23 protein-coding genes are annotated in these 22,198 nt (G+C 57.1%); 18 read left to right on the top strand and 5 right to left on the bottom strand.

Going from position 1 to position 22,198, the window contains the following annotated elements:
• The first annotated feature begins 31 nt into the window (after positions 1-31).
• From SCT_RS08855 to SCT_RS08820, 8 genes are all read left to right on the top strand, one after another.
• Positions 32-1,711 (top strand): AarF/ABC1/UbiB kinase family protein, encoded by a 1,680-nt coding sequence (locus SCT_RS08855; protein WP_059421840.1) that lies wholly within the window; start codon positions 32-34, stop codon positions 1,709-1,711.
• A gap of 34 nt (positions 1,712-1,745) precedes the next feature.
• Positions 1,746-3,578 carry an NAD(P)H-dependent oxidoreductase subunit E gene (locus tag SCT_RS08850; protein WP_059421837.1) on the top strand — a complete coding sequence of 611 codons (1,833 nt, stop codon included), beginning with the start codon at positions 1,746-1,748 and terminating at the stop codon, positions 3,576-3,578.
• Positions 3,575-4,282, top strand: coding sequence for a 2Fe-2S iron-sulfur cluster-binding protein (locus SCT_RS08845; RefSeq protein ID WP_059421835.1), 708 nt, complete (start codon positions 3,575-3,577; stop codon positions 4,280-4,282). The genes SCT_RS08850 and SCT_RS08845 overlap by 4 nt, the downstream gene beginning before the upstream one ends.
• Before the next feature lie 58 nt (positions 4,283-4,340).
• On the top strand, positions 4,341-4,898 hold the full coding sequence (locus tag SCT_RS08840; protein ID WP_059421931.1) for an NADP oxidoreductase: 558 nt from the start codon (positions 4,341-4,343) through the stop codon (positions 4,896-4,898).
• 102 nt (positions 4,899-5,000) lie between these two features.
• On the top strand, positions 5,001-6,482 hold the full coding sequence (locus tag SCT_RS08835) for a Ni/Fe hydrogenase subunit alpha (RefSeq protein WP_059421833.1): 1,482 nt from the start codon (positions 5,001-5,003) through the stop codon (positions 6,480-6,482).
• Positions 6,470-6,973: a hydrogenase maturation protease gene (locus tag SCT_RS08830; protein WP_237759643.1), complete on the top strand. Its 504-nt coding sequence runs from the start codon at positions 6,470-6,472 to the stop codon at positions 6,971-6,973. The genes SCT_RS08835 and SCT_RS08830 overlap by 13 nt, the downstream gene beginning before the upstream one ends.
• On the top strand, positions 6,966-8,897 hold the full coding sequence (locus SCT_RS08825) for an ATP-dependent DNA helicase (protein WP_059421829.1): 1,932 nt from the start codon (positions 6,966-6,968) through the stop codon (positions 8,895-8,897). Before SCT_RS08830 ends, SCT_RS08825 begins: the two co-directional genes overlap by 8 nt.
• Before the next feature lie 46 nt (positions 8,898-8,943).
• Positions 8,944-9,330 (top strand): HIRAN domain-containing protein, encoded by a 387-nt coding sequence (locus SCT_RS08820; protein ID WP_059421819.1) that lies wholly within the window; start codon positions 8,944-8,946, stop codon positions 9,328-9,330.
• A 131-nt stretch (positions 9,331-9,461) separates the two neighbouring features.
• Here the strand turns inward: SCT_RS08820 and SCT_RS08815 are convergent, their stop codons facing one another.
• Entirely contained in the window at positions 9,462-10,163 is a 702-nt protein-coding gene (locus tag SCT_RS08815) for a DUF1003 domain-containing protein (protein WP_059421814.1), read from the bottom strand.
• 247 nt (positions 10,164-10,410) lie between these two features.
• On the opposite strand from SCT_RS08815, the gene tsaB reads away from it, so the two are divergent.
• The 6 genes from tsaB to SCT_RS08785 are packed head-to-tail and all read left to right on the top strand — an operon-like array spanning position 10,411 to position 14,182.
• Entirely contained in the window at positions 10,411-11,082 is a 672-nt protein-coding gene (gene tsaB / locus SCT_RS08810) for a tRNA (adenosine(37)-N6)-threonylcarbamoyltransferase complex dimerization subunit type 1 TsaB (protein WP_059421808.1), read from the top strand.
• A complete protein-coding gene (gene rimI / locus SCT_RS08805) occupies positions 11,079-11,540 on the top strand; it encodes a ribosomal protein S18-alanine N-acetyltransferase (protein WP_059421807.1) in 462 nt (153 codons plus the stop codon). The genes tsaB and rimI overlap by 4 nt, the downstream gene beginning before the upstream one ends.
• Positions 11,537-12,217, top strand: a complete 681-nt coding sequence (locus SCT_RS08800) for a uracil-DNA glycosylase family protein (RefSeq protein WP_059421803.1) — start codon at positions 11,537-11,539, stop codon at positions 12,215-12,217. The genes rimI and SCT_RS08800 overlap by 4 nt, the downstream gene beginning before the upstream one ends.
• Before the next feature lie 31 nt (positions 12,218-12,248).
• A complete protein-coding gene (locus SCT_RS08795; RefSeq protein WP_059421797.1) occupies positions 12,249-12,854 on the top strand; it encodes a LemA family protein in 606 nt (201 codons plus the stop codon).
• Positions 12,832-13,680: a YgcG family protein gene (locus tag SCT_RS08790; protein WP_082098263.1), complete on the top strand. Its 849-nt coding sequence runs from the start codon at positions 12,832-12,834 to the stop codon at positions 13,678-13,680. The genes SCT_RS08795 and SCT_RS08790 overlap by 23 nt, the downstream gene beginning before the upstream one ends.
• Before the next feature lie 4 nt (positions 13,681-13,684).
• A complete protein-coding gene (locus SCT_RS08785; protein ID WP_059421925.1) occupies positions 13,685-14,182 on the top strand; it encodes a TPM domain-containing protein in 498 nt (165 codons plus the stop codon).
• 11 nt (positions 14,183-14,193) lie between these two features.
• Here the strand turns inward: SCT_RS08785 and lplT are convergent, their stop codons facing one another.
• Positions 14,194-15,456 (bottom strand): lysophospholipid transporter LplT, encoded by a 1,263-nt coding sequence (gene lplT, locus SCT_RS08780; RefSeq protein WP_059421790.1) that lies wholly within the window; start codon positions 15,454-15,456, stop codon positions 14,194-14,196.
• 174 nt (positions 15,457-15,630) lie between these two features.
• On the opposite strand from lplT, the gene SCT_RS08775 reads away from it, so the two are divergent.
• Positions 15,631-16,521 (top strand): selenium metabolism-associated LysR family transcriptional regulator, encoded by an 891-nt coding sequence (locus SCT_RS08775; protein WP_059421787.1) that lies wholly within the window; start codon positions 15,631-15,633, stop codon positions 16,519-16,521.
• 8 nt (positions 16,522-16,529) lie between these two features.
• Positions 16,530-16,871, top strand: a complete 342-nt coding sequence (locus SCT_RS08770) for a hypothetical protein (RefSeq protein ID WP_059421784.1) — start codon at positions 16,530-16,532, stop codon at positions 16,869-16,871.
• A gap of 61 nt (positions 16,872-16,932) precedes the next feature.
• On the opposite strand, the gene SCT_RS08765 is transcribed toward SCT_RS08770, so the two are convergent.
• The 3 genes from SCT_RS08765 to SCT_RS08755 all read right to left on the bottom strand — a co-directional run bounded on the left by SCT_RS08765 (position 16,933) and on the right by SCT_RS08755 (position 20,476).
• On the bottom strand, positions 16,933-18,330 hold the full coding sequence (locus SCT_RS08765) for a PhoH family protein (RefSeq protein ID WP_059421777.1): 1,398 nt from the start codon (positions 18,328-18,330) through the stop codon (positions 16,933-16,935).
• A 10-nt stretch (positions 18,331-18,340) separates the two neighbouring features.
• Positions 18,341-18,799 (bottom strand): peroxiredoxin, encoded by a 459-nt coding sequence (locus SCT_RS08760; RefSeq protein WP_059421922.1) that lies wholly within the window; start codon positions 18,797-18,799, stop codon positions 18,341-18,343.
• Positions 18,800-18,898: 99 nt separating this feature from the next.
• Positions 18,899-20,476 carry a radical SAM protein gene (locus tag SCT_RS08755; RefSeq protein WP_059421775.1) on the bottom strand — a complete coding sequence of 526 codons (1,578 nt, stop codon included), beginning with the start codon at positions 20,474-20,476 and terminating at the stop codon, positions 18,899-18,901.
• A 388-nt stretch (positions 20,477-20,864) separates the two neighbouring features.
• On the opposite strand from SCT_RS08755, the gene thpR reads away from it, so the two are divergent.
• Together thpR and SCT_RS08745 are read left to right on the top strand one after the other, a co-directional pair.
• Positions 20,865-21,413, top strand: coding sequence for an RNA 2',3'-cyclic phosphodiesterase (thpR, locus tag SCT_RS08750; protein WP_059421773.1), 549 nt, complete (start codon positions 20,865-20,867; stop codon positions 21,411-21,413).
• A gap of 147 nt (positions 21,414-21,560) precedes the next feature.
• Positions 21,561-22,109, top strand: coding sequence for an outer membrane beta-barrel protein (locus SCT_RS08745; RefSeq protein ID WP_059421770.1), 549 nt, complete (start codon positions 21,561-21,563; stop codon positions 22,107-22,109).
• The last annotated feature ends 89 nt before the right edge of the window (positions 22,110-22,198 follow it).

Raw genomic sequence — 22,198 nt, 5'->3', positions numbered from 1 at the left:
TGCTTTTTCTAGGATAATAAGAAAACAGACAATGATCTGGGAAACCATCAACGTCGTGCGTGACCTGCCGCGCCTGCATGAAATTACCACTACCCTGATCCGCTATGGCATGGCGGATCTCGTGCGCAAGCTGGGAATCGCCACCCTGCTCGAACGGGCGGGGCGCATCCTCCACTGGAAGGAACAGGGTGATGCCATGCACCTCGATACGCCAGTGAGGGTGCGATGTGCGCTTGAGGATCTGGGGCCGACGTTCGTCAAGCTCGGGCAGGTGATGGCGACCCGGGTGGACGTGTTTCCGCCTAACTGGATCGCCGAGTTTGAAAAGCTTCAAAGCGGCGTACCTCCGGTCCCTTTCGAAAGCCTGATGCCGCAGCTTGAAGCTGCCCTGGGTTGCTCCCCTCACGAAATTTTCCAGGAGTTGCAGACCGAGGCGGTCGCTGCTGCCTCCATCGCCCAGGTACACCATGCCAAGCTTCAGGATGGCACTCCGGTGATCCTGAAAATTCGCCGTCCCGGCATTCGCACCAAGATCGAGGCCGATCTGCGTATCCTGATGCACCTCGCACGCCTGATCGAGTTCGAGATGCCGGAAATGCGTCGCTATCAGCCTATTCAGATCGTCATGCAATTCGCTCGCTCTCTGCGGCGTGAACTCGATTTTGTGGCCGAGGCGCGCAACATCGACCGATTCGCCGAGAATTTTGCCGGCTCCGATACTGTCGTGATCCCCAGGGTGTACTGGGAGTGGACCAGCGAAGTCATGAACGTGCAGCAGTGGGTGGATGGCATCCCCGGCAACAATCTGGCGGCGGTCGAAGCTGCCGGGCTGAACCGCAAAGTGCTCGCTGCACATGGGGCCGATGCGGTGCTCAAGATGATCATGGTCGATGGCTTTTATCATGCCGATCCGCATCCCGGCAACGTGTTCTACCTGCCTGGCAACCGCATCGCCATGATCGATTTTGGCATGGTGGGCCGGTTGATGGATGGGCGCCGCAACCAGATTGTCGACCTGCTCGCCGCCTTGGCGGGCAAGGATGATGAAGGGATGCTCGACGTATTATTGGAATGGACCGGCGATGCGACGGTGGATGAGTCGAAGCTGGCGGCGGACGTAAACGAATTCGTCTTCAATTATGCCAACGTGCCGCTCAAGGATCTGCGCCTCGGCAAGCTGCTGGGCGACCTGACCGTGATCATGCGCGACCACTTTCTGGTGATGCCCGCTGACTTGGCCATGCTATTCAAGGCGCTGATTACCCTGGAAGGTCTGGGCCGTCAGCTCGACCCGGATTTCGATATGGTGGCGCACCTCGATCCATTCGTGCGGCGGGTGATCGCCGAGCGCTACATGCCGGATGCACTATTCAAACGCGGTAAGCGCAACCTCCATGACATTTTTTCCATCGTCTCCACACTGCCGCGTGAGGTGGCTCACCTGATCAAGGAAGCGCGGCGCGGAAAGTTCAAGATCGACCTTGATCTCAAGCGCCTGGAACGTTTTTCCCACCAGCTGGATTCGAGTGTCAACCGGTTGACCCTGGGCATCCTGACTGCCTCGCTGGTGATCGGCTCTTCGATCGTGATGACGGTGCAAGGCGGGCCTACCCTGTTCGGCTTACCGTTGTTCGGCCTGATCGGCTTCATGGTGGCGTTCTTCAACAGTCTCTGGCTGATACTTTCGATCTGGCATTCCGGCCGCGATTAGTTTGAGATGAGTTACAAGCAGGAGGATCGTCCACATGCAACAGTTCGAGTTCTCTGACATTTCCCGAATTTTGACGCCGATTCTTGCACGGCATGGGGGCGATGCATCTCGTCTTCTGCAGGTTTTGCTCGAAGTTCAGGATGTCTGCCATTTTATTCCCTCCAAGGCCATCGATCTCATCGCCGCGCATTTTGGCGTGCCACGGGTCAACGTGGAAGGCGTGGTCGGTTTCTATTCATTCCTTTCCACTCACCCGGTCGGAGAATACCGGCTTCTTTTCTCCGGCAACATCACTGACCAGATGCTCGGCAAGGACGAGCTTATGCAGTATTTGTGCAACAAGCTCTGGGTCGAGCCGGGCAAGGTGTCGGAGGATGGCCTTGTCAGCATAGCCAGTACTTCCTGCACGGGAATGTGCGACCAGGGACCGGCAGCGCTGATCAACGGCTGGCCACTGACCAAACTGGATCACAACCGGCTGGATTTGATTGCGGAACTGATCCGCTCGCGCAAGCCGGTGGCGGATTGGCCGGCCATGCTGTTCGAAGTGGCGGACAATATCCACCGCGGCGACGTCCTGCTGGGGCAGCCGTCCGAGCCGGGAGCGGCGATTCGCGCCACGCTGGCGCGCGGTGCAAAGGAAACCCTGGCCGAGGTGGATAAATCCAACCTGCGTGGCCGCGGTGGCGCGGGTTTCAAGACCGCTTCGAAATGGTCATTCTGTCATGCCGCCATCGCCGAGGAAGAAGGCGGCATAATCTGCGACGTCGGCGGCCACCCAGAGCGCTTCATCGTCTGCAATGCCGACGAAGGTGAACCGGGTACTTTCAAGGACCGCGTCCTGCTTAACAGCTACGCCGATCTGGTGTTCGAGGGCATGACCGTGGGTGCGCGGGTGGTCGGGGCCAGCAAGGGCTTTCTCTACCTGCGCGGCGAGTATCGTTACCTGCTGCAGCAGCTGGAAGCAGTGCTGAAACGCCGCCGCGAGGCCGGGCTGTTGGGTGAGAATATCCTCGGTCAGACGGATTTTTCATTCGATATCGAAATCCACCTGGGTGCCGGCGCCTACATTTGCGGCGAAGAGTCGGCGCTGATCGAATCGCTCGAAGGCAAACGCGGCCGCCCGCGCAACCGTCCGCCGTTCCCGGTGACGTACGGTTACAAGGGGAGGCCGACCGTGGTGGACAACGTCGAAACTTTCGCCTGTGCTGCTAAAATCGCGGAAAAAGGCGGTGCCTGGTTCGCGGCAATAGGTACGGCGCAGTCGACCGGCACCAAGTTGATTTCCGTTTCCGGCGATGTTGCCCGTCCAGGTATCTACGAATACCCGTTCGGTGTCACGGTGAGCCAGATTCTTGACGATTGCGGTGCAGAGGGGCGTTCCTACGCAGTGCAGGTAAGCGGCCCTTCCGGCACCACCATCTCGTGGAAGGAGTTCGAGCGCAAAATCGCCTTCGAAGATTTGCCTACGGCGGGCGCTTTAATGGTGTTTCGGCGCAAGCGCGACCTGTTTCAGGCAGCGCAGAATTTTGCGGATTTTTTCGCCCACGAGAGCTGTGGCTTCTGCACCCCGTGCCGAGTTGGCACCGAACTGCAGAAGAAGATCATGAGCAAGATCGCGAGCGGGTACGGCACCGCTTCCGATCTGGAAGAACTGAAGCGTCTCGGCCATATTCTCAAGACCATGAGCCATTGCGGGCTGGGCAGCAGCGCCGCCAACCCGGTGCTGGATATCCTGGAAAAATTTCCCGATATGGTCGAGAGCAAACTCAAGGCATTTGCCTTCAAACCGGCCTTCGACCTGGATGGGGCGCTGGCGACGGCGCGTACGATCACCGGGCGGGATGACGATTGGGCGCACCTATGAGCAAAACGATTACGATAGACGGACTAGCGGTGCCGTTCCAGGAAGGCCAGACTATCATGGACGCGGCGCTGGTATCCGGGGTCTATATCCCGCACTTGTGTCACAACCCGGAATTCAAGCCCCACGGTAGCTGCAAACTGTGCACCGTCAACGTCAATGGGCGCAATGTCGCATCCTGCACCATGCCTGCGGTGGAAGGACAACAAGTGCTGAGCGACATCGCGGAACTCAATGCGGACCGGCTTGCCCTGACGCAAATGCTGTTTGTCGAGGGCAACCACCTCTGCCCGGCTTGCGAGAAAACCGGCAACTGCCAGCTCCAGGCCGTAGCCTACTATCTCGGCATGATGAGTCCGCATTACAACCATTTCTATCCCCAGCGCGAGGCGGACGCTTCCCATCCCGACGTGATGCTCGACCGCAACCGCTGCATTTACTGCGAACTCTGTGTGCGCGCCAGCCGCGAGGTTGACGGCAAGAATGTGTTTGGTCTTTCCGGACGCGGAATTAAAACTCTTCTGGTGGTCAATTCGGCTAGTGGCCTGCTGGGCGATACCGATCTCGCCGTCACCGACAAGGCTGCCCATGTGTGCCCGACCGGGGCGATTCTGATCAAACGCCATGGCTACGCCGTACCGATTGGCCAGCGTGTTTTTGACCACATCACCATCAAGGAAGTGCAGACTGGAGGCAGCGATGAGTGAGAACAGCGATCGTTCCCCTCTCCCCAACCCTCTCCCGCAAGCGGGCGAGGGGGCTGCGGTGTCGCCTGCTTGCGACGCTTTAAAAAAGACTCGCATCGCCACCTGCTCCTTGGCTGGCTGCTTCGGCTGCCACATGTCGTTTCTCGACATCGACGAGCGCCTGTTCGGCCTGATCGAGTTGGTCGAATTCGACCGCTCACCGCTGACCGATATCAAGCACTGCGGACCGTGCGACATCGGCCTTGTAGAAGGGGGCGTGTGCAATGCTGAAAACGTCCACGTGCTCAAGGAGTTCCGCAAGAACTGCAAGGTGCTGGTGGCGATCGGCGCGTGCGCCATCAACGGCGGTGTTCCCGCGATGCGCAACAACATTGACCTGTGGGATTGCTTCCAGGAAGTGTACTGCTACGAGGGCGGGCTGGAGTGCGGCCAGATACCCAACGATCCCGAACTGCCTCTGCCTTTCGACAAGGTCCACCCGATTTACGAGGTGGTGAAGGTGGACTATTTCCTGCCTGGCTGCCCGCCGTCAGGCGACGCGATCTGGAATTTCCTGACCGATTTGTTGAGCGGTAGGGAGCCGAAACTGGATTATGAGATGCTGCATTTTGATTGATTTCTTTACCACAAAGGACGCAAAGGATCGCAAGGTAAACCCTTTTTTTGTCTTTCCTTCGCGTACCTTTGCGTCCTTCGCGGTTAATGAGGTTTTGATTACATGACTTTTGAACTTGAAACCGCCGCAAATCCTGAAGGGCTCAAGCGTGTGGTGATCGAGCCGGTCTCCCGGGTGGAAGGCCACGGCAAGGTCACGCTCTTGCTCGACGATGACAATCGCGTGCACCAGGCGCGGTTCCATATTGTCGAATTCCGCGGCTTCGAGAAATTCATTCAGGGCCGGCCTTACTGGGAAGTGCCGGTGATCGTGCAGCGCTTGTGTGGTATCTGCCCGGTGAGCCATAACCTGGGGGCTGCCAAGGCGATGGACATGATCGTTGGTGCGCAGTTGACGCCTAGCGCCGAGAAGCTGCGCCGTCTCATGCACCTTGGCCAGGTACTCCAGTCCCATGCGCTGCATTTTTATTATCTGGCTTCGCCCGACCTGCTGTTCGGTTTCGACAGCGACGTGGCCAAACGCAATATTGTCGGCGTGGCTGCCGCCTATCCGGATGTCGCCCGACAGGGCGTGGCCCTGCGCAAGTACGGGCAGGAAGTGATCCGGCTCACGTCCGGCAAGCGGATTCACGGCACCGGGGCAATCCCCGGCGGCGTGAACAAAAACCTGTCGATGGAAGAGCGGGACTCCCTGCTGAAGGACATCGACCAGATGATTGCCTGGAGCCGCGATGCGGTGGAACTGATCAAGAAGATCTACTGTGATCGGCCGGATTTCTATAACGGATTCGGCTACTTCAAATCCTGCTTCATGAGCCTGGTTCGGGACGACGGCGCCCTGGATCTTTACCACGGCGGTTTAAGGGCCAGGGACGAGCATGGGCAGGCGATATTCGACCATCTGGATTACAGTCATTACTGGGATTATGTCCACGAGGAAGTGAAATCCTGGTCCTACATGAAATTCCCGTTCATCCGCTCGAGGGGCAGGGAAGAAGGCTGGTACCGGGTCGGTCCGCTTGCACGGATCAATAATTGCGACTTCATCCCGACGCCTCTGGCCGAGACCGAAAGGAAGGTTTTCAAGGCATTTGGCGGCGGCAGCGCTACCCAAGCCACGCTGGCGTACCACTGGGCGCGCATGATCGAGATGCTGCACTGCGCCGAGGGTATTCAGGAACTGCTGCACGACAATGATTTACTGGGCAGCGACCTGGTCAACCGCGGCGAGCGGGCATTGCGGGGCGTTGGCGTGATCGAGGCGCCGCGCGGTACTCTGATCCACCACTACCGCATCAACGAAGACGAACTGATAGTCCGCGCCAACCTGATCGTTTCCACCACCCACAACAACCACGCCATGAATGAAGCGGTGCGGCAAGTGGCCCTGCAGTACCTGGATGGCCAGCAACTGACCGAAGGCCTGCTCAACCACATCGAAGTGGCGATCCGCGCCTTCGATCCGTGCCTGTCCTGCGCCACCCACGCCGTGGGAAAAATGCCGCTGGAAGTGGAACTGGTGGATGCGGGAGGCAACGTAATCGACCGCTTGAACAAGAACTCAGACGGCCGGTGCGACGCTTGACGGCGCCGCTGCTCATCTTCGCTTACGGCAATCCGAGCCGGGGCGACGATGCCCTTGGGCCGCAGTTGCTTGATCTGCTTGCCGAGAACCGGGCGATGCATCCAGAGTGGCCCGAATTCGAGCTGGTCACTGATTTTCAGCTCCAGGTTGAGCACTCGGTGGATATGGACGGGCGCGATCTCGTCCTGTTCATCGACGGCAGCGTGTCTTGTCCGCGCCCATTTCTGTTTTACCCTCTTCAGTCGGCGCAGGATGCCCGATACACTACTCACGAAATGTCGCCGCAAGCCGTGCTGCATGTGTTCGAGCAGGTTTACCAACGGCCTGCCCCTCCTTCATTCCTGCTGTCGGTGCGTGGGGAAAGTTTCAACCTGGGCGAACCGCTGAGCCCAGCGGCGGTTGAGAACCGGGATGCCGCTTTGGCGTTGCTGGTACAATTGTGTTCTCAACCTAACCTCAACGTTTGGCAAACCCTGCTTCTTCATGCTTGATCTTGATTCCATTTTCGCCGAAGGCGGCATTCTTGCGCGCTCCTTCAAGGATTACCGCGTTCGCAGTCAGCAGCTTGAGATGGCGCGGACCATTTCTGCGGCAATCGAAAAGCACGAAATCCTGGTGGCTGAAGCGGGTACCGGTACCGGCAAGACCTACGCCTATCTGGCTCCGGCACTGCTCGCCGGCGGCAAGGTGATCATTTCCACCGGCACCAAGACCCTGCAGGATCAGCTTTTTTTTCGTGACATCCCGGCGATGCGCGAGGCGCTGAGGGTGCCGGTGACGATAGCGATGCTCAAGGGCCGCGCCAATTACGTCTGTCATTTCCACCTCGAACGCGCCAAGAACGAAGGGCGCTTCATGACCCGCGACGATTCGGTTTACCTGGCGAAAATCGAGATGTTCGCCAAGGCTAGCGATAGCGGCGACAAGAGCGCTTTGAGTGAGGTGCCGGAGAATGCCGGCATCTGGTCTTATGTCACCTCGACGCGGGAAAACTGCCTTGGACAGGATTGCCCGCAGCACAAGGAGTGTTTCGTGATGGAGGCGCGCAAGCGCGCGCAAGGTGCGGACGTGGTGGTGGTTAACCATCATCTGTTCTTCGCCGACGTGATGCTGCGCGACGAGGGAGTGGCCGAACTCCTGCCGGCCAGCAACACGGTGATTTTCGACGAGGCGCACCAGCTGCCGGAAACCGCCAGTCTGTTCTTCGGCGAGAACCTGAGTACTTCGCAACTACTCGAACTGGCTCACGACGCCCACGCCGAAGGCATGGTTTCGGCCAAGGATTTCGCCCAGTTGCCCGAGGGCGCTGCGGCTCTGGAGAAGGCAGCACGCGACCTGCGTCTGGTGTTCCCGCAGGATAGCGTACGCCTGCCGCTGACCGGTGCGCAGGGGATGCGTGGCTTCGCGGACGCCCTGACCGAAGTCAAGACCATGCTTGACGCACTGAACAAACTGCTCGAATCCCAAGCCGCGCGCAGCCCCGGCCTGGAAAACTGCTGGCAGCGAGGCACCCAGTTCGCGGCGCAACTGAAGCGCTGGATGGACGAGGAGAACAACGGCAGCGTGCGCTGGGTGGAAGTGTTCAACCGCGCGATGCAGCTCAACGCCACGCCGCTTTCCATCGCCGAGATTTTTCGCAAGCAGATCGACGATCATACCCGCGCCTGGATTTTCACCTCCGCCACGCTCGCCGTGAAAAAAGATTTCAGCCACTACCAAAGCCAGATGGGTCTGCTCGAAGCCACCACAGCCTTCTGGGACAGCCCGTTCGACTACGAAAACCAGGCGGTGCTCTACTCGCCCCAGGGCATGCCGGAGCCAAACAGCCGTGGCTACACCGAGGCGGTAGTGGCGGCAGCACTGCCGGTGATCCGCGCTAGCGGCGGCCGCGCTTTCCTGCTCTGCACCAGCCTGCGCGCCATGCGCGAGGCGCACGAACTGCTGAAGGAGGCCTTCGATAAAGAAGGGCTGGAATTCCCCCTGCTGCTGCAAGGGGAGGGCACCCGCACCGAACTGCTGGAGCGCTTTCGCCGCCTCGGCAACGCTGTGCTGGTGGCCAGCCAGAGCTTCTGGGAAGGCGTCGACGTGCGCGGCTCGGCCCTGTCGCTGGTGATCATCGACAAACTCCCGTTTTCTCCGCCGGACGATCCGGTGCTGGCGGCGCGCATCGAGAAGATCAACCAGGAAGGGCGCAATGCCTTCATGGAATACCAGCTTCCCCACGCCGTCATCACCCTCAAGCAGGGCGCAGGGCGCCTGATCCGCGACGAAACCGATCGCGGCGTGCTGATGATCTGCGACCCGCGCCTGCTGACCAAGCAATACGGCAAGCGCATCTGGCAGAGCCTGCCGCCGATGAAACGGACGCGTGAAGTGGTGGATGTGGAGAAATTTTTCGAACAGCGAGCGGTATAACCCCCTCGCCCCTTCGGGGAGAGGGTTGGGGAGAGGGGTAAAATTCATGCAGTTACGTTTGATCGCGGCGCTGTTGCTTGCGCTTACTTTCTCCCTACCGGCAAGTGCCGCCGAGCCCGCCACAAACGCCAAAATCCTGCTGCAAAATTCGCCCCTGGCCGGCTTCCGCTACTACGAAGGCAAGCAATTATGGAGTGAAATGAAGGTGGGCGACACCCTTCAACTCGTCCGTGAACCAGACAATTCCCACGACACCAAAGCCGTGCGCGTCGAGTGGCAAGGCCACAAGCTCGGCTACGTGCCACGCGCCGACAACGAGGCGCTGGCGCGTTTCATGGATCGCGGCTCGAAGGCGGAAGCGCGCATCACCCGCCTGAAGAAAAGCCGCAACCCATGGCAGCGGATCGAGTTTGAGGTGTATCTGGATTTGTAGGGCAGGAAAGCGGTGACAGGAGCTGATTACCGTGAAGAGTGGAGCATCGGGATCTGGCTAAGCAGCGCTATATTCTTGACTTGTGGTTCGTTCACGGAAATGTGTGGTTAGTTTGCATCAGTATAACGGCGCTACCGCCTTTCCAGTTGCGCGAGCATCTGAATCTGCACTTGCTGAATCTGCACCAGACGCTCCCACTGGTGCGATAGCAGATGGTCGAGTTTTTCATTCAGGTGGCGGATTTCCAGTTCTGCCTTCAGGTTTACCTGATAGTCGTGTTCAGACCTGAGGCGGTCTTTTGCTTCCTGTCGGTTCTGGCTCATCATGATAATTGGCGCCTGAATGGCGGCAAGGCAAGAAAGCATGAGGTTGAGAAAAATGAAGGGGTACGGATCGATGGGATGCCAATAGAGAACTGCGGAGTTCATAACTACCCAAGCTGCCAGGAATGCAGCAAAGCAAATGAGGAAGGTCCAGCTTCCACCGAACGTCGCTACCTTGTCCGCAAGCCGCTCACCGAATGTCCAGGTTTTTTCCGACTCCGCATCCACGTTCGTCGAAAGGATTTCGTGCTGCCGCAGGCTATCGACCACTTCTTTCTCTAGTGAGGTCAGTTCGCCTCGCTCCGATTCGAGGATCGATTCGACGTAGTCCGTGTTGTATCGCGATAGATCGGCCCGGCAAATAAACGCATCAGGAGACCAGTCAGGATGATCGCGTAAAATCAGTTCTGAGAGCGTATCACGGACGGTTGCGCCGGAGATGGCCTCTTTTGCCGGAAAGCTTTTGCCGCATACGGTGCAGATGTGTTGGTGTGTTTGCGTTTTGCTCATGGTTTCCTCTTTGTAGCAGAGAGATAATTAAACAACTTGAACAGCTGCTATCCACTATAGCGCAAGGATCGTAAGGCTTTCTAAGCAGTGGGTTTCTTCACATCAGGATCGCAGCTATTCGGATGCCAGTGCATCGGGCGCAGGTCTTGCTGAGCAGCGCGATATTCTAGAACAGACCCTACCATCTTGAGGCCACTGGTGTAATGCGGGCAAGATTGCAGCCCCGGCCTTGGGATATAATGTGCCCATGAAACTCCTCTCTCTGGATACTTCTACCGAACTGTGTTCCGTCGCCTTGTGGCTCGACGGCGATACGCTCGTGCGCGAGGAATTGGCCGGTCAACGCCACTCCGAGCTGCTGCTGCCGATGGTGCAGGAATTGCTCACTGAGGCGGGGCTGGATTTGAAGGCTCTGGATGGTATCGCTTTTGGCGAGGGGCCAGGGTCGTTCACAGGTCTGCGCATCGGTTGTGGGGTGGCGCAGGGTTTGGCGTTCGGTGCGGATTTGTCGGTGGCGGGGGTGTGTACCCTGCTGGCGCTGGCCGAAGCTTCGGGCGCAAGCCGCGTGATCGCCTGCCTGGATGCGCGCATGGGTGAGGTTTACCATGGTGTGTACGAAAAAATAGAAGGCGAGTGGCGTACCTTGAGTGCGCCCGGATTGAGCTTACCGCAGCAGACGCCGGACGTCGCAGGCGAACACTGGACCGGTTGCGGGAATGGCTTTGCGGCTCATGGCGAGATATTGCGCAGTCGTTATGCCGGGCAGCTTGTCGAGGTGATGCCCGATGTCTTGCCCCATGCGGCGCAGATCGCTGTGCTGGGTGCCGCGCAGTTCAAACGCGGCTTGGGCATGGATGCGGCTGAAGCTGCTCCACTATATATTCGCAATAAAGTCGCGTTGAAGACGAGCGAACGATGAGCGCCCAACTGCAGGAAATCGTCTCTATCCGCCCAATGTGCCACGAAGATCTCGAGGCGGTGGTTGCTATCGAATACGAGATTTATCCTTTCCCGTGGACCTATGGCAACTTTCGCGATTCGCTCAATGCCGGCTACAGTTGCTGGGTGTACGAACTCAGCGGGTTCGTGATCGGCTACAGCGTGATGATGGTGGCCGTGGGCGAAGCGCATCTGCTCAACCTGGGCATTGCACCGGATTGGCAGGGCAGAGGGCTGGGGAGGCGCTTCCTTCACCAACTGATCAATCGGGCGCGCGATTATCATGCCGAAATCATGTTGCTGGAGGTGCGCCCTTCCAATACTGCGGCGCGTCGGCTTTATCTGAGCACGGGTTTCTCCGAAATCGCCGTGCGCAAGAAATACTATCCGGCTGAAGATGGGCGCGAGGATGCGGTTCTGATGGAGTTGTCGTTATGACGAGCAGGCGCGAGCTCTATCTTCAGGAAATGGGATTGGGGCCGGTGTGGCGTGCTCGCGGGGTGCCGGCAGATGCGCCTGGCCTGGGTGATGCAGGAGCCATGGATTGGGCCGAGCTTAAAGCCGCAGTGGCAGGCTGCACCGCCTGTGAACTCCACAAGAGCCGCACTCAGGGCGTGTTCGGCGTCGGCGACGAGAATGCCGACTGGCTGTTTATCGGCGAGGCGCCCGGCGTGGACGAGGATGCCCAGGGGGAACCCTTCGTCGGCCAGGCGGGCAAGCTGCTCGATAACATGCTGAGAAGCATTGGACTGAAGCGGGGCGATAACGTGTATATCGCCAACGTGGTGAAGTCTCGCCCGCCCAACAACCGTAATCCTCTACCCGATGAGATTGCTGCATGCTTGCCCTACCTGCGGCGCCAGATCGAACTGATTCAGCCGAAGCTGATTATTACACTGGGGAAAGTCGCCTCCGAAACGCTGCTCGGGCGCGAGGCGACAATCGCCAGCCTGCGCGGCAAGGTGCACGCCTACCAGGGAATTCCGTTGATCGTGACCTATCATCCCGCGTACTTGCTGCGTACACTGCAAGACAAGGCCAAGGCGTGGGAAGATTTGTGCCTGGCGAAACAGACCATGCAGGACTTGTGCTCCAAGGAATCAGCTACTATATAAATAAGCATTGTTGTCCACTCAGGAGATCGTTATGCGTAACTGGCTGTTAATCGTGATGCTGTTGCTGTCCATGTCCCTGAGCGGTTGCGGCTACAACACGCTGCAATCCACTGACGAGCAGATCAAGGCGAGCTGGTCCGAGGTGGTCAACCAGTACCAACGCCGAGCGGATCTGGTGCCCAACCTGGTGAACGTGGTCAAGGGCTATGCCGCGCACGAGAAAGAGGTGCTGACTCAGGTGACCGAGGCGCGTGCCAGGGTGGGTTCGATTCAGGCGACACCCGAGTTGATTAACGACGAGCAGGCTTTTGCCAAATTCCAGCAGGTGCAGGCCCAGATGACGAGCGCCTTATCCCGCCTGCTGGCGGTGTCGGAGAACTACCCGCAGCTCAAGGCCGATGGGGTGTTCCGCGACTTGCAGGCTCAGCTCGAGGGCACGGAAAACCGCATCACCGTCGCACGCAACCGCTATATCAAGGCGGTGCAGGAGTACAACGTGACGGTGCGCTCCTTCCCCAGCAATCTCACAGCGATGATGTTCGGTTTCAAGACCAAGCCCAACTTCAGCGTGGAAAATGAGAAAGAAATTTCCACCGCACCCAAGGTGGATTTTGGTGCTGCACCGGCCGTCAAGTAAAACCTGGCTGATCGGCCTGCTCGCCGTCCTGTGGCTGCTTTGCGCACCATGGGCGGCGGCAGAGGTGGCGGTGCCGCCCCTCAAGGCGCGTGTCACCGATCTGACCGGAACACTTCAACCCGGCCAGCAGGCAGCACTGGAGCAAACCCTGCAAGCCTTTGAAAATAGCAAAGGCAGCCAGATTGCCGTTCTGATCGTTCCCACTACCCAGCCTGAAACCATCGAGCAATACGCCATCCGCGTGGCCGATGCCTGGAAGCTCGGGCGCAAGGGCGTGGATGATGGTGTGCTGCTCCTGATCGCCAGGAACGATCGAAAATTGCGCGTCGAAGTGGGGTACGGTCTGGAGGGGGCGATTCCCGATGCGGTGGCGAAGCGCATCGTCAGTGAAATCATCACGCCCCACTTCAAGCAGGAAGACTACTTTGGCGGCATCCAGGCCGGGGTAGATCGCATCATCAAGGTCATCGAAGGCGAGCCTTTGCCGGAGAAGAAACCTTCTCGGTCACAAGACGGAAGCGGGGGAGATTGGCTGGCCATCGGTTTCGTTCTTGCAGTTGTTGTGGGGGGCGCAATGCGCGCCCTGCTCGGCCCGTTTGTCGGTGGGCTTGTTGCCGGTTCGATCGCAGTCGTCATCGCCTGGCTATTGTTCGCCTCGCTGATGATGGCGCTTGTGGCCGGTTTGTTCGTTTTCATCTTTACACTACTCGGTCGTCACGGTGGCGGGGGTTGGTCCAGCGGCGGTGGCGGCTGGTCGGGTGGTGGCGGTGGAGGTTTTAGCGGCGGCGGTGGTTTTGGTGGCGGCGGCGCATCGGGAAATTGGTGAAAAAATGAAGATCAAACGGCTAGTCAGGCATTTGTTGACACCCCCATGGCGGATGAAGCGGGCATTTCCTCCGGACACGATGCGAGCCATCGAAGCGGCGATCAGGGAATCCGAAACGACCCATTATGGGGAGATTCGCTTCGCCGTCGAGGCGGCGCTCGACCCAATGGCGCTTCTTTATGGTCGCAGCGCCCGAGAGCGCGCCGTCGAGGTGTTTTCGCAGCTACGGGTGTGGGATACCGAGCGTAATAATGGCGTGCTGATTTATCTTCTGCTTGCTGACCACCGCGTGGAAATTGTTGCCGACAGAGGCATCCATCGCGATGTGGGGCAGCCGGGCTGGGAAGCGATTTGTCGGGAGATGGAGCATTCGTTCCGTCAGGGGCTTTTCGAGCAAGGCGTGGTGGAGGGGATTCGTGCAGTGGCCAGCCATCTGGTTCGTCATTATCCGGCGAGCGGGGTCAATGAGAACGAACTGCCGGACAAGCCCATCGTGCTATAAAGAACAGGTCTTTAGTTCCGGGTGTTGTCGAGCAGCGCGACATCATCAAACTGGCGCTGATTGTTCTCGTGCCGCTTTTTCAGGTAATACATCATGCCGCTCACGAATAGTCCAAATAGTGCGATGATTGCATAGACTGACAAATTCAAATGGATCAGCAACGCATAGAGGCCGGTCATGGCGAGGATCGACAGATTTTCGTTGAAATTCTGCACCGCAATCGAATGGCCTGCGCCCATCAGGATGTGGCCGCGATGTTGCAATAGTGCATTCATCGGCACCACAAAAAAGCCCGACAGAGCACCGATGAGAACCAGGAGCGGCACGGCAATCCACAGGTCGTGTACGAAATTCATGCCGAGAACGATCAGTCCCATGGCGATGCCAAGTGGAATGACTTTCACCGATTTGCGCATCGTGACCATTTTTGCTGCCAGTACCGCACCAATTGCGACACCTACTGCCACCACACCCTGTAGCATGCTGGCTTTGGACAGGTCCATATTCAGCGCCACCTCTGCCCACTTCAGGACGATGAATTGCAGGGTTGCGCCTGCGCCCCAGAACAGGGTGGTGACACCAAGCGACACCTGGCCCAGCTTGTCGCGCCACAGCAACTTCAGGCAGTGGTTGAAATCGTGTAACAGAAAGAGCGGGTTTTTTTTCAGGATCCGGTGGTCCACTCCGGTATCTGGGATGTACAGGTTGAAAGCTGCGGCAATCAGGTAAATGCTGCCGATGATGCCTATACTCATTTCCGGGATCGTGTCGATGCCGGTGTCAATCATCGGGAAATCGAAGTTCAACAGGGTTAGAGCGATGTCTGTTTTGACCAGCAGACCCCCTACCACGGTGCCGAGTATGATAGCCATCACCGTCAGCCCTTCGATCCAGCCGTTGGCGACCACCAGCAGGCGATGCGGCAGCAGTTCAGTGAGGATGCCGTACTTGGCGGGGGAATAAGCGGCGGCGCCCAGGCCGACGACCGCGTAGGCGGCCAGCGGGTGCACGCCGGAGAACATCATCAGGCAGCCGATGATTTTGACGCCGTTGCTGATCAGCATCACCCTGCCTTTGGGCATCGAGTCGGCAAAAGCGCCGACAAATGCGGCGAGCAAGACGTAGGAAACGGTGAAAAACAGCTTGAGCAGGGGTTCGTATTCCTGCGGGGCATGCATGTCGCGCAGGGCGAAGATGGCGACGATCAGCAGAGCGTTATCGGCCAATGCGGAAAAAAACTGTGCCGACAGAATTGTATAAAAGCCGCGCTTCATCTGCTTTTTTTGGTGAGTTTCCGTTCGTTTTTCAGGGACAGAAAGTAAGCCCTCCGCTTTATACCATGAAACCATGCGGGGTGCCATGCGGCCAATCAAAGTTAGGGTTTGCCCTATCTTTGCTACTCAATTTGTGATTGAATATGCATCCATTAAATTCCTTTATGAGCACCTATGGCAGACCGACGACTTCAGGTGTTTTACACCGTTGCTAAACAATTGAGTTTCACCAAAGCGGCCGAGATATTGTTCATGACCCAGCCTGCAGTCACGTTCCAAGTCAAGCAGCTGGAAGAGCATTTCAATACCCGTTTGTTCGAGCGCAGTCACAGCAAGATTACTCTGACGCCGGCAGGGCGTCTGGCGATGGAATACGCCGAGCGCATCCTGAGCCTGACTGCGGAAATGGAAACCCGTTTGACGGAAATGACGGGGGAGGTCGGTGGCACGCTGATGATCGGTGCCAGCACGACCATCGCGGAATACATGCTGCCGCGCATGCTGGGAGATTTCAAGGCGCGCTACCCCCAAGTCCAGGCACGGCTCACTGTTGCAAACTCGGAAACAGTCGAATCCAAGGTCGCTGACCATACCCTCGATATCGGCCTAATCGAGGCGCCTTCCCATCATCCCAGCCTGAAATCGGAGGTCTGCTGCGAAGATGAACTGGTGCTAATCTGCTCGGCTCAGCACGAACTGTCCAAGCTTTCCTCGGTATCGGCCGAGAAACTTGCCGTTCAGCCCTACATCAGCCGCGAAGCCGGTTCAGGCACGCGCGAGGTGGTGGACGATTATTTCAAGCGCGCCGGCATCTCGCCGGATGACCTGAATATCGCGATGGAACTGGGTAGCCCGGAAGCGATCAAGGGGGCGGTTGAGGCAGGGCTGGGTATTGCGATTGTTTCGCGTGTCACCATCCTCAAGGAAGTCAAACTTGGCGATCTGGTCGCAGTGCCATTGGAACCGCGCCTGATCCGGCCGCTGTCGGTGGTTTATGCCACGGAAAAATTCCGCTCCAAATTGTTGCAGTCTTTCCTGGACTTCACGACCGCAGCACTGAAATAACTTTATCCATGAAACCTGAAGAGAAGAAACTGCTGCGCCTGTTAGAGACGCTTTCCGCAGAGCAGCAGGATACCGTGTTTGCCTTCGTCGAATTTCTTGCCGCCCGTAATCCGGCTGTCGATGTTTCTGTTCCCCAGGAACCCCTGGCTATTCCCCGCCCTGCTGAAGAGTCTGTGGTCAAGGCGATCAAGCGTCTGCGGGAAACCTATCCAATGCTGAATACTGACAAGCTGCTGCACGAAGCTTCAAGTTTCATGATGAAGCATGTTATGCACGGCAAGCCAGCCGTCGAGGCGATCGACGAACTGGAAGCCTTGTTTGCCCGGTATTATGAATCGCACAAAATGTAGGTTGGGTTAGCGGCCTTATCGCGTAACCCAACAGACCCAAGCATTCAAGACCGGATTGTGGTTAAAGTACCTCCGCTGCATAATCCGCCAGCCTTGAACGTTCACCACGCATCAGCGTGACGTGGCCGGAGTGTTCCCACCCCTTGAAGCGGTCCACTACGTAAGTCAGCCCGGAACTGCCCTCGGTCAGGTAGGGTGTGTCGATCTGCGCGATATTGCCCAGACAGACCACCTTGGTGCCGGGCCCTGCGCGGGTGACCAGGGTTTTCATCTGCTTGGGCGTCAGGTTCTGCGCCTCGTCGATGATCAGGAATTTGTTCAGGAAGGTGCGGCCACGCATGAAGTTGAGCGACTTGATTTTGACCCGCGAGCGAATCAGGTCCTGCGTCGCGGCACGTCCCCAGTCGCCGGCATTGTCGTCGGTCTTGTTGAGCACGTCCAGGTTGTCTTCCAGCGCGCCCATCCACGGCGCCATTTTTTCTTCCTCGGTGCCGGGCAGGAAACCGATGTCCTCCCCGACCGGGACGGTGACACGGGTCATGATGATTTCGCTGTAAAGCTTATGGTCCAGCGTCTGTGTCAGGGCGGAGGCCAGGGTGAGCAGTGTCTTGCCGGTACCAGCCTGGCCGAGCAGGGTGATGAAATCCACATCCGGGTTCATCAGCAGGTTAAGGGCGAAATTCTGTTCGCGGTTGCGCGCGGTGATGCCCCAGACGCTGTGTTTGAGATGAGTAAAATCCTTGACCGTTTCCAGCACGGCAGTGTTGCCGTTTAATTCCCTGACGATGGCGTGGAACGGGTTGTCGTATTCAAAATAGACAAATTCGTTGATCATCAGGCTGGAACAAAGTGGCCCCTTGATGCGGTAAAAGGTATGGCCGGCTTCCTGCCAGGATTCCATGCCCTTGCCGTGGTGTTCCCAGAAATCCTGCGGTAGCGCCTTGAGCCCGGTATAAAGCAGATCGGTGTCTTCCAGCACCTTGTCGTTGAAGTAATCCTCCGCGGCATAGCCCAAGGCGCGGGCTTTGATGCGCATGTTGATGTCCTTCGACACCAGGATAACCTCGCGTTTGGGATATTGCTGCTGCAGGTGCATCACCACGCTGATGATCTGGTTGTCTGCTTTGCTGGTCGGCATGCCAGCGGGTAGCTCGCCGTTCATCTGCTTGGTTTGCAGAAACAGGCGCCCGCTACAATTGCGATCGTTGATGGAGAGGGGGAAGCCATCCTCCATCGCGGTCTGGGCGCCGGTGACGATTTCATCCAGGAAGCGGCTGGCCTGGCGTGCATTGCGAGCAACCTCGGTCATGCCCTTCTTGTTGTTGTCCAGTTCTTCCAGGGTGATCATCGGCAGGAAGATGTCGTGTTCCTCGAAATGGAACAGGCTAGACGGATCGTGCATCAGCACGTTGGTATCGAGAACAAATATCTTGGAATGGATGTGTGACTTTCGTGCCATTGGGAACCCCTTATTTAAGCGTCTCGATGAAATCAATCACTTCCTGGGCATGGCCGGCGACCTTTACGCCGCGCCACTCGCGCCGCAGCACGCCTTCGCCATCGATGACAAAGGTGCTGCGTTCGATGCCCCTGACCTGTTTACCATACATATTTTTCATTTTGATGACGCCGAACAGATTGCAGGCGGTTTCTTCCTTGTCGCTGAGCAACTCGAACGGCAGATTCTGTTTCGACTTGAAATTCTCGTGGGACTTCAGACTGTCGCGCGAGATGCCATAAATTTGGCAGCCGAGGGCTTGGAGTTCCGGGTAAAGATCGCGGAACTGTTGCGCTTCGGTAGTGCAGCCGGGAGTGGAGTCTTTGGGATAGAAGTACAGTACTACGGGGTTTCCTTTGGCCGTGGATAAGCGGAATGGCTTGCCTCCGGTCGAGGGAAGTTCAAAATTTGAAACGGGTCGGTCGAGCATGGAAGTTACCGTGTTGAGCATGGCACCATTGTTGACAAAAATCGGCACCAGCGCAACAGGCAACACAGCGTTTTTTTCAGAGGCGATAGGCGCGCATATTTATGCCTTGCATGAACATGAAGCAAGCTCATCGGTGGGATGGCGTGAAGAATCACCCCCGCAAGCTGCCACCACCTCCGGCTTGGACAACTCCCGTTCGATGATATCCATCGTGGCACGGCCAATATACTCGCTGTTCGGATCGGATGTTTCGATTGCTTCGAGGTAGGCGCGACCGATCAGGCGGCCGAGCGGTTGCGGATTGTATAGCAGCTTTTTGATGAGAAATGGATTGAAGGTGAGCGGGTTGTAGCCCGGCTTGAGATAGCCCTCGCTGATCAGCAGACGTTCCACCGGTGTACCGGGTTGAACGCCGATGAAAAAAATGAAAGGCAGCACGTTGTCACGGCCGAACATCTCATACAGTTCCTTGATCTTCTCGACGGTCTTCAGCAGGGTTTGGACTGTTTCACCGGGGGCGTTCAAGGGCATGTAAAGTTTGATCTTTTGATCGGTGTGCCCGTTCGCCTGGAACATGCGGAAGGCATCCATCTGCTGCTCCAGCGAATAGCCCAGGGTCAGCTTGTCGATGATCTCCTGCGATCCGGCGAAAGATAGATCAACGCTGCTCATTCCCGTTGCCAGCATTTTCCGCGCGATTTCGGGTGTCAGATGGTTCAGCCGCAGATACCCCGACCAGTTGATATCGATTTTTCTTGCCAGCAATTCGTCCAGAATATGTTCGACATGCTGGGTGCTCCTTTTCGTCGAACAGAACTGCGCATCGGTGAACCAGATTCGCTTGACGCCGTATCGCTTTTGCAGTGCTTCCACCTCATTGGCGATCTCGGCCGGCTCGCGGTAGCGTTGCATGGCGCCCTCGATTTTGTTGTACAGGCAGAAATGACATTGAAGAGGGCATCCCCGCTTGGTATGCACGCCGATGTCATCGCCGATGTAACGGTGGAAGTCGGGAAAAATTGATTCGACATAAGTGAAATCGACTGCCGTAAGCTGGCGCAAATCGAAGGTTTCTGTGCGGACGCGATGATCGACCTGGCCGGAGCGGTTCTTGTAGTAATACTCGCCGACCGGCTGGGTGAAACCATCGACAATCGACAGCATGGTGTCCTCGCCTTCACCAATGACGATCACCGTATCGGGCGGGCATTTCTCGGCGACATACTTGCCGAATATCGACACGGCCGTCCCCCCTACCACAACACGCGTGTCAGGCAGCATCCGCTTGACCAGCTTCATGTAGCCGAAGTTGCGCAGCCGGCTGGCCACATAGTCATAGATGATGGTCAACGAATCTTTGGCCGCTTTCAGTCTTCGATACAACTTCGGGGAATGGTCGAAGTTCATCACCACGCCGAGTGCATCGTCTTCAGGGTGGGGGCCGAAGGACTGCATGTTGCGCCATGAAAAAGCCACCACGTCCGGACGCAGCGTGCGCAGATGTTCCATTAAGATACGCTTGCGGTCGGATGGCTCAACCAACGCCAGATCTAGGAGATGCTGATGAATGTCCGGGCGTTGCTTGTGAACATAGTCGGCGACATAGATGACGCCGCCAGGATAGATTTTCCAGCAGGGTAGACGTACATAAAGAACGGATTTGACTTTAGGCGACATGGTGTCTCCATTATATATTGTGTGGTTTTTGGACTAAAAGAGGCCTTCGCACGCTACAGAGCCCAAGCATTTTACGGTTTGGCTCATGGGTGGGGTCTGTTATCCAATCGTTGTTGCCGAGGTCAATTTTCACATGGTTGGGTCTGTGAAAGCTAGACGCAGTTTAAATGCATTTTATTTAATATAATATTAGCATCTTTTAATATACCTAATAATATTGTTTTCTGTGGTGATGTAGTTGGAGATCAGCTACGATATCCGCACCGTGCATGAGTTGCTCGGCCATTCGGATGTATGCACGACGATGATTTATAACCACTTTCTCAATCATGGCGGCAGGGGGTGGAAAGTCCCTTGGATCACCTTTGAGGAACCTCAGCGCTGAATCATGGAGATAAAACAGAATCAGGCCGCTCCCGCTTCGGCGCGCCTGTTTTTCGCCCTCTGGCCCAGTGCGGCGGCCTCTGCCGAGTTGGTCATGGCGGGGCAGCGTTTGCACGGGATTTGTGGCGGGCGGCTTACCCGTATGGAAACGATCCACCTTACCTTGGTGTTTCTCGGCGAGGTCGGGCCTGAGCGGATTGGCGATCTGCTCGAACTGGCCGGGGAGATTAGGGTTCCCGCGTTCAGTGTCTGCTTTACGCGCATCGGCTGGTGGCCCCACAACCGGATAGTCTGGGCTGCACCCGGTGAGACGCCTGTGGAACTGATGCAGCTGGTCGATGCGTTGCGGGAAAAGTTACTTGGCGCGGGGTTCCACTTCGACACCAAGCCCTTTGTGCCTCACATCACTCTGCTACGTAAGGCCGATTGCAGGAAAAGCCAGCTCCTGGTCGGGGAAATCGAATGGCGCGCCGAGGATTTTGTCCTTGTCAGGTCGGTGCCGGGCGAGAGCGGGTCGTCCTACGAAGTGGTGGGCCGCTGGAAGTTGTTATAGGTGGATAAATATTCCAGGATTGGGACTGGGATTGATTCTTCTTGACAGGCAGGCTTTTTCCGAAAGCATTACCCATTCTGCGCACGGGTTTCACCGCAAATCTGTCGTGGCAAAATAATTAATAAAATTGCTTTAAATTTAACCTACTTGGAGGATGTTGTTAAGATCAAGGGCCTTGCCATAGCAGCGCTTGCTGCCAGTCTGACTGCCGGAGCAGTCACTACCACAGTAGCCCAGGATGTGCCCAACTGGATTGGTGTTTCGGTCGGCAATACCCGGTTCAGCAACGGCAACAACAATTTCAACTCCAGCAACACCCTCAGTGGAATTACTAGCGCTACATCAACAGAAAACTCCGATAGCGCCTGGAAAATATATCTGGGTATCCCGTTTAACAAATATCTGGGCCTGGAACTTGGCTATGCAAAGCTGGGTGATCAAACCATAAGTAGCGCTACCGCCTCCTCCAAAGCGACCAGCACGGCGTACCTCTTTGATCTGGTCGGCAACTACGACTTCAATGAAAGCTTTTCCCTGTTAGGGAAGTTGGGTATGCATCGTTGGGGCGTGAATGATGCCACTACCAGAAGTGGCGTAGGTGCTACCAATGGTGCTGATGGCTTTGATTCTACTTACGGTCTGGGCGTGCAGTACAACGTGAACAAAGATGTTGGCCTGCGCATGGAGTGGGAATGAATCGCCCCGCTCCACTAGACACTTTCGAGCCGGTTGAAATACTTCTTTTCGAACTCTACCGGAGAATCGCCATCGGTGTAACTGTGACG

Origin of the sequence: Sulfuricella sp. T08 (assembly GCF_000971475.1) — a bacterium.
Classification (GTDB): Bacteria; Pseudomonadota; Gammaproteobacteria; order Burkholderiales; family Sulfuricellaceae; genus Sulfuricella.
Note: the sequence above shows the minus strand (reverse complement) of the source record. Positions and strands in the feature narration are given on the sequence as shown.